Annotated in this window: 8 protein-coding genes; 2 read left to right on the forward strand and 6 right to left on the reverse strand. The window is 67.8% G+C overall.

The window, feature by feature from the left end:
• Positions 1 to 3: 3 nt before the first annotated feature.
• From ACFWU5_RS25810 to ACFWU5_RS25825, 4 genes are all read right to left on the reverse strand, one after another.
• A complete protein-coding gene (locus tag ACFWU5_RS25810) occupies positions 4 to 456 on the reverse strand; it encodes a flavodoxin family protein (RefSeq protein ID WP_379269339.1) in 453 nt (150 codons plus the stop codon).
• A gap of 6 nt (positions 457 to 462) precedes the next feature.
• Positions 463 to 960, reverse strand: a complete 498-nt coding sequence (locus tag ACFWU5_RS25815; protein ID WP_379269341.1) for a hypothetical protein — start codon at positions 958 to 960, stop codon at positions 463 to 465.
• Positions 957 to 1,703, reverse strand: a complete 747-nt coding sequence (gene dapB / locus ACFWU5_RS25820) for a 4-hydroxy-tetrahydrodipicolinate reductase (protein WP_379269343.1) — start codon at positions 1,701 to 1,703, stop codon at positions 957 to 959. Before dapB ends, ACFWU5_RS25815 begins: the two co-directional genes overlap by 4 nt.
• A 225-nt stretch (positions 1,704 to 1,928) precedes the next feature.
• Entirely contained in the window at positions 1,929 to 3,035 is a 1,107-nt protein-coding gene (locus tag ACFWU5_RS25825) for an alcohol dehydrogenase catalytic domain-containing protein (RefSeq protein ID WP_379269345.1), read from the reverse strand.
• A gap of 134 nt (positions 3,036 to 3,169) precedes the next feature.
• Here ACFWU5_RS25825 and ACFWU5_RS25830 point away from each other — a divergent pair, with 134 nt between their 5' ends.
• Positions 3,170 to 3,565: a VOC family protein gene (locus tag ACFWU5_RS25830; protein ID WP_379240990.1), complete on the forward strand. Its 396-nt coding sequence runs from the start codon at positions 3,170 to 3,172 to the stop codon at positions 3,563 to 3,565.
• Positions 3,566 to 3,608: 43 nt separating this feature from the next.
• Here the strand turns inward: ACFWU5_RS25830 and ACFWU5_RS25835 are convergent, their stop codons facing one another.
• Positions 3,609 to 4,829 (reverse strand): MFS transporter, encoded by a 1,221-nt coding sequence (locus tag ACFWU5_RS25835; protein WP_379269347.1) that lies wholly within the window; start codon positions 4,827 to 4,829, stop codon positions 3,609 to 3,611.
• Between the two features lie 80 nt (positions 4,830 to 4,909).
• Between ACFWU5_RS25835 and ACFWU5_RS25840 the strand changes: the two genes are divergently transcribed.
• Positions 4,910 to 5,242, forward strand: coding sequence for an ArsR/SmtB family transcription factor (locus tag ACFWU5_RS25840; protein WP_379269349.1), 333 nt, complete (start codon positions 4,910 to 4,912; stop codon positions 5,240 to 5,242).
• A gap of 1 nt (position 5,243) precedes the next feature.
• Here the strand turns inward: ACFWU5_RS25840 and ACFWU5_RS25845 are convergent, their stop codons facing one another.
• Positions 5,244 to 6,575: a M16 family metallopeptidase gene (locus ACFWU5_RS25845; protein WP_379240988.1), complete on the reverse strand. Its 1,332-nt coding sequence runs from the start codon at positions 6,573 to 6,575 to the stop codon at positions 5,244 to 5,246.
• Between the last annotated feature and the right edge of the window lie 4 nt (positions 6,576 to 6,579).

Raw genomic sequence — 6,579 nt, forward strand, 5'->3', positions numbered from 1 at the left:
GCTCTAGTGCATCAGACCAGCGGCAACAGTGGCACCCAGTTCCCAGCATTTCTCCAGATCAGCCTTGGTCGGCGGCCCGGAAACCACGACCGCCGCGGCGGCACGCTGCCAGCCCAAACCGGTGGTGATCCGCTCGACGCTGGCTTCCGCGCCTTCGGTGCCCTCGTTCCCGTGCAGGTACAGGCCGTAGGGCCGCCCGCGCGTGGAGTCCAGGCAGGGGTAGTAGATGGTGTCGAAGGCGTGTTTGAGCGCGCCGCTCATGTAGCCGAGGTTGGCCGGGGTGCCGAGCAGGAATCCGTCGGCTTCGAGCACGTCGACGGCGGTGACCGCCAGCGCGGCCCGGCGAACCACCTCGACGCCCTCGATCTCCGGGTCGTCGGCACCGGACAGGACCGCTTCGAACATCGCCTGGGTGTGCGGCGACGGGGTGTGGTGGATGATCAGCAACCGGGCCATGGCTGTCTACTCTCCGGGTTGGCGTTCCAGTTTTTCCAGTGCCACCGCGCGGCGCATGGTGTCGCGGGCGCGGCCTCGGTCGCCGGCGTAGTCGTAGGCGCGGGCCAGGCGGTAGGAGGAGCGCCAGTTGTCGGGGTCGGCTTCCCATTCGGTTTTGATCTGGGCGAACAAGGCGTCGGCGGCGTCGCGTTCGATCCGGCCGGAAGGGCGGCGCGGTAGTTCGGAGGTGTCGACCTCGAGGTCCTCCTCGTGGATCCGCCGGGCCAACCGTTGGTGATCGAAAGCTGCGGTCAGGGTCGCCCAGAGGATCCAGGCACCGACCACCGGCATCAACAACATGCCGATGCCGATCACGATGCCCGCGACCCCGCCGTCGGCGATGTAGGCGATGGCCATACCGCCGAGCCGGACGAAGTAGAACAGCAGCGCGACGACCAGAAACGCCACGACCGCAACGATTTTCAGGACCCGCCGATCAGGTCGCTGCGCGTCGGAGTTACTCACAGATCCAGGAACGGGTCGAGCCCGACGGTCAGACCAGGCCGCCCGGCGACCTCACGCACGCCCAGCAGCACGCCCGGCGCGAACGAGGAACGGTCGATCGAGTCGTGGCGGATGGTCAGCGTCTCGCCCTGCGTGCCGAACAGCACTTCCTGATGCGCGACCAGACCCGCCAGGCGCACCGAATGCACCCGCACCCCGTCGACGTCGGCGCCGCGAGCACCCTCGAGTTCGGCGGTGGTGGCGTCGGGGCTGATCCCCACGCCCGCTTCGGCGCGGGCCGCGGCGATGACCGCGGCGGTGCGGTAGGCGGTGCCCGAGGGCGCGTCGGCCTTGTTCGGGTGGTGCAGTTCGATCACTTCGACCGAGTCGAAGAACCGAGCGGCCTGTTCGGCGAACCGCATCGACAGCACCGCGCCGATGGCGAAGTTCGGCGCGATCAGCACCCCCACCTCGGGATGCTGGGCCAGCTGCTCGCTGACCTGCGCCAAACGGGCCTCGTCGAAGCCGGTGGTGCCGACAACCGCGTGGATGCCGTTCTCGATGAGGAATTTCAGGTTGCCCATCACCACGTCGGGATGGGTGAAGTCGACGACCACCTGGGTGCCCGTGTCGGTGAACGTCTCGAGCGCGTCACCCTTGTCGACCTGCGCGACCAGCTCCAGATCGGGCGCCGCCTCCACGGCCGCGCAGATCGCCTGCCCGACCTTGCCGTGTGCTCCGAGCACTCCGACCCGAATGGTCACCCGCATCTCCTCGTCCTCGACTCCACTTGCTCGGAAAGCCTATCGACCAGCCGCCCCCACCCCCGCCCCGACCTCGCCCCGCGATCGAATCGCCACGACCTGATCAGTTGATCACCACGCTCTGGTCGTGTGATTTCGGCGGAAAAAACACCACAGGAGCGTGGTGATCAATGGTCCAGGTCGTGCTGGCGATGCGGCACCCCGGGGGCGTGGGTGAGTCGGCGGTTAGTTGAAGATGATCAGCTGGCGTAGGGCCGCGCCTGCCGCGAGGTCGTCCATCGCCTGGTTCACCTGGTCGAGGCCGATCCGCGCGGACACCAGGCGTTCCAGTGGCAGTTTGCCCGCACGCCACATCCGGACGTATTCGGGAATGTCGCGGTCGGGCACCGCGGAGCCGAGGTAGCTACCGATGATGGTGCGCCCCTGGGCAACCAGTGCCAGCGGCGAGATCGTGGCGGTGGCGGTGGGCGCGGGCAGGCCGACGGTCACGGTGACACCACCGGGAGCCGTTGCGGCGACAGCGGTTTCGAACGCGCGAATATTGCCCGCCGCCTCGACCACCACATCGGCCACCACCTTCTGTTCCGCGACTTCGGCGGGAGTGAAAGCCGCTGTCGCTCCGAATTCACGTGCGAGCGCGAGCTTTTCGGGCACCGTGTCGACCGCGATCACCTCACCCAACCCCAGCGACACCGCCACGAGCACCGCCGCCATCCCGACCCCACCCAGCCCGACAACCATGATCCGGTCTCCCACACCAGGTTTCGCCGCATTCAGCAACGCGCCACCCCCGGTGAGCACCGCGCACCCCAGCACCGCAGCCACCTCGGGCGGCACATCATCGTCGACCGGAACCACCGAACGCCGGTCCACTACCGCGTGCGTGGCGAAACCGGAAACCCCCAGGTGATGCTGGATTTCCGCACCGTCACGGGTCAACCGCCGCCCGCCGCCCAGCAGCTCGCCCGCATTATTGGCCACACTGCCCGGCCCACACGGTGTCCGACCGTTACTCGCGCAGCCCGAACACTCGCCACAGCGCGGCAGGAACGTCATCACCACCCGCTGCCCAGGCGTCACATCGGTGACCTGCGAGCCGACGGATTCCACGATCCCCGCGGCCTCATGCCCCAACAGCATCGGCACCGGTCGCACCCGATTACCGTCCACCACAGACAGATCCGAGTGACACAGCCCCGCCGCCTCGATCCGCACCAGCAGTTCGCCCGGTCCCGGTTCGCGCAGTTCCAGGTCGCACACGGTGATCGGCTGCGAATCGGCGAACGGCGCCGGGTCGGCGATCCGTTCCAGGACGGCTCCACGAATCTTCATGGGCGCGACGGTACCGCGAGCACCCTTTACAGGGTCCGGGATCTGTGGCTAATCTCGATCTCGGTGATGGTGCTCCTGTCGGCCGCCTCGTACCGAGCCCAGGGTCGGTGCCATCACGAACAAGGAGAAATCCCCTGTCAGTGCAGTTCAATCACACCATTGTCGGATGTCACGATAATCGGGAGACCGCCGAGTTCTGGGCGGACATCCTCGGGTTGGACGTAGGAAAACAGTGGGGGCCGTTCATTCCGATCGCCCTCGACCACGGCGCGGCCTTCGATTTCGCGAAGGTCCCACCGCACACGTCCGAGATCCAGCCGCAGCACTATGCCTTCCTCGTCTCCGAGGAGGAGTTCGATGCGGCCTACGCCAAGATCCAGCGCTACAAACTGGACCATTGGGCCGACCCACAGCAGCACGGGGTCAACGAGATCAACCATCACGACGGCGGCCGCGGGGTCTATTTCCTCGACCCCAACGGCCACTTCCTGGAACTGATCACCGTCCCGTACGGCGGTTGGCCCACGTAGAACCGGTCAGGCCGGTCCCTCGCGACAAGGGACCGGCCTGTCACTACGCCAGTTTCGCGGCGGCGCGCGTCCCGCGCATACCCAACACCGCGGCGACCATGCAGGCCACCGACACGATCACGATGAACCACGGGAACACCGTCGTCAGCCCCCACGTCGTGGCCGCCCACCCCGCCACCAAGGTCGGCAACGCCAGCGCCGAATAGGCCAGCAGGTAGAACGCCGACATGGTCTCGCCGCGGCGATGCGGCGGCACCACTTCCGACAGGTGCCGCAGCGATCCACCGAAACCGAGCCCGAAGGTGGCGCCCAGGATCACGCCCGCCGCGATCACCACCGCCGGCTGTTTCGTGGCCAGCGCCGGAATGGTGGCCAGCAGCGACACGGCCATACCGAGGTCACCGATCACCGCCGCCCGACGCGCGGGAACGCGCGTGGCGAACAATTGCGACAGCGCCGCGGCCAGCGCCGTGCTGGCGACGACAACACCACCGAAGACCAGGTTGTGCACGCCGGTCTCGGCCGCGGCCAGCGACGGGTACAGCGACAGCAGCACGCCCAGCACCGACCAGGCGGCCATCACCCCGATCGCGGAGAACCAGAAATCGGCCTTGATCTCATGTGGAACAGACGGCCGGGCGATGGTGATGCGCGCCTTCACCCGCGCGGTGTGCGGCTCACGCAGCGCGAGAATGCCCGCACCGGCGGCGATACACACCACCGCGATCACCACATACGGTGTGCGCAGCGGCGACGGCGCGTACTGCGCGAGCACTGCGGTACCGAGCACCGCGACCGCGATGCCGACATTGAACGCCACCCCGGTCAGCTGCCCGGACCGCGCGCCACGCTCGGGTCGCAGATCCAGCAGCGCCGCCGCACCGGCGACCACGGTGGCGCCGACCGCGGCCCCGTGTAATGCCCTGGCCAGCAACAACATCGGCACCGAATCGGCAAGAAGGAACACCACCAGACCCACGATCATGGTCGCGAACGCACCGATCATCACGGGCTTGCGGCCGACCACATCGGAGATCCGACCCGACACCAGCACCGCGCCCAACGCGGCGAAGGCGTACACGGCGAACACCACGGTGGTGGTCAGCGGCGACAGGTGCCACTGGGTTTCATAGATGCCGTACAGCGGAGCGGGCGCACCCGACACCCCCAGCGCCACGGCGCTCGCGGCCAGGATCAGGCCGTACGCCCAGCGCTGGCCGGCCTCGGCCACAGGCATCGTTGTCGCCGCCACAGCAGTCTCCATCAGCAGAGTTTGATCACCATCGAACGTGTCCCAGATTACGCCGAGTATGATGCCCATCAAACACCTGAGCGAGGTGAATCATGACACAGGCTAACGATCTGCCGGCACCGGTGGCGGCACTCCCCGTCGTTCTGGGCGCGCTGCACGACCCGGTCCGCCTGGAAATGGTCCGCCGCCTGAGCAACGCGGCCGCCCCGATCCGGTGCGCGGCGCTGTACGACGCGATCAACAAGTCCACCGCGACGCACCACTTCAAGATCCTGCGCGAAGCCGGGCTGATCGAACGTCTGACCATCGACGGCCAGACCTACCAGAACCTGCGCACGGCCGCGATCGAGCAGGCCGTTCCCGGCCTGCTCCCCTCGATCGTCAACGCTGCCAACCGGGCCGAACCCAGCCTTTCGGCCGAATAACTCAGCCCTGCACAAGCTTTCGCACGGAAGCGGGCAGGTCGCGCGTGCGCTGATACGGGCCCGACACGGCCGCGCCGTAGGGACGAGACAGCAGCGTGCGGGCGATCGCGCTGACTTCCTCGGTGGTGACGGCGTCGATGCGAGCCAGGGTGGCCGACACGCTGCGATGGTTGCCGTAGCTGAGTTCGCTGCGCCCGATCCGGTTCATCCGCGACGCGGAGTCCTCGAGCCCGAGCACCAGCCCGCCGCGCAAAGATCCCTTGGCCCTGGCACATTCGGCGTCGGTGACCCCGTTGGCCGCGACCTCGTCGAGCACGTCGCGCGCCAAAGTGGTGACCTGGCCGAGGTTTTCGGGTTGGCAGCCCAGCGACACCGAGAACGACCCGGTATCGGCGAAGGTGTCCACGCTCGAATACACCGAGTAGGCCAGGCCGCGTTCTTCCCGAATGCGTTGGAACAGACGCGAACTCAGCCCGCCGCCGACGATGGTGTTGAGGATCGACAGCGGCCAGCGCTGCTGCCCCTCGTGCCTGCCGAACGCGCGCACACCGAAGGCGAGGTGGGTCTGTTCGCTGTCGCGATTGATCCTGATCAGACCGGGCGCGCCCTGTGCGCGGAACTTGCCTTCGCGACGCGGCGCGGGTTGGGCGGCACTGTCGAGGTGAGGTCCGAACGCGCGCTGCACCAGTTCGACCACCCGCTCGTGTTCGACATTGCCCGCCACCGCCACGACCATGCGTTCGGGCCGGTAGCGGCGCTGGTGGAAGCCGCGCAGCTGGGCGGCCTGCATGTCCTCGATGGATTCGACGCTGCCGATCACCGGGCGGCCGATGGGGTGGTCGCCGAACATGGCGGTGAGGAAGGAGTCCGCGACCAGGTCTTCGGGGTCGTCGTCGCGCATGGCGATCTCTTCCAGGACCACCTGCCGTTCCACGTCGACGTCGACCGCGCGGCACAGGCCGTTGAGCACCACGTCGGAGACCAGGTCGACCGCCAGTGGCAGGTCCTCGTCGATGACGTGGGCGTAGTAGCAGGTCTGCTCTTTGGCGGTGAACGCGTTGAGTTCGCCGCCGACCGCGTCCATGGACTGTGCGATATCCAGTGCGGTGCGGGTGGGGGTCGCCTTGAACAGCAGGTGTTCGAGGAAGTGCGCGGCGCCCGCGACGGTGGGGCCTTCGTCGCGCGAACCGACGCCGACCCACACGCCGATGGAGGCGGAGCGCACGCCGGGCACGTGTTCGGTGACCACGCGCAGGCCGCCGGGGAGCACGGTGCGGCGCACTCCACCGTCGGTGGAGACGTCGTCAGCGGGTTCGGTACTGGACTCGGTCAACTTA

Source organism: Nocardia sp. NPDC058640, assembly GCF_042716995.1.
Lineage (GTDB): Bacteria > Actinomycetota > Actinomycetes > Mycobacteriales > Mycobacteriaceae > Nocardia.

Bases quoted from the DNA above. Each gene is read 5' to 3' on its own strand.
- ACFWU5_RS25810 (WP_379269339.1), bottom strand. From the start codon at position 456: ATGGCCCGGTTGCTGATCATCCACCACACCCCGTCGCCGCACACCCAG.
- ACFWU5_RS25825 (WP_379269345.1), bottom strand. From the start codon at position 3,035: ATGAAGATTCGTGGAGCCGTCCTGGAACGGATCGCCGACCCGGCGCCG.
- ACFWU5_RS25835 (WP_379269347.1), bottom strand. From the start codon at position 4,829: ATGGAGACTGCTGTGGCGGCGACAACGATGCCTGTGGCCGAGGCCGGC.
- ACFWU5_RS25840 (WP_379269349.1), top strand. From the start codon at position 4,910: ATGACACAGGCTAACGATCTGCCGGCACCGGTGGCGGCACTCCCCGTC.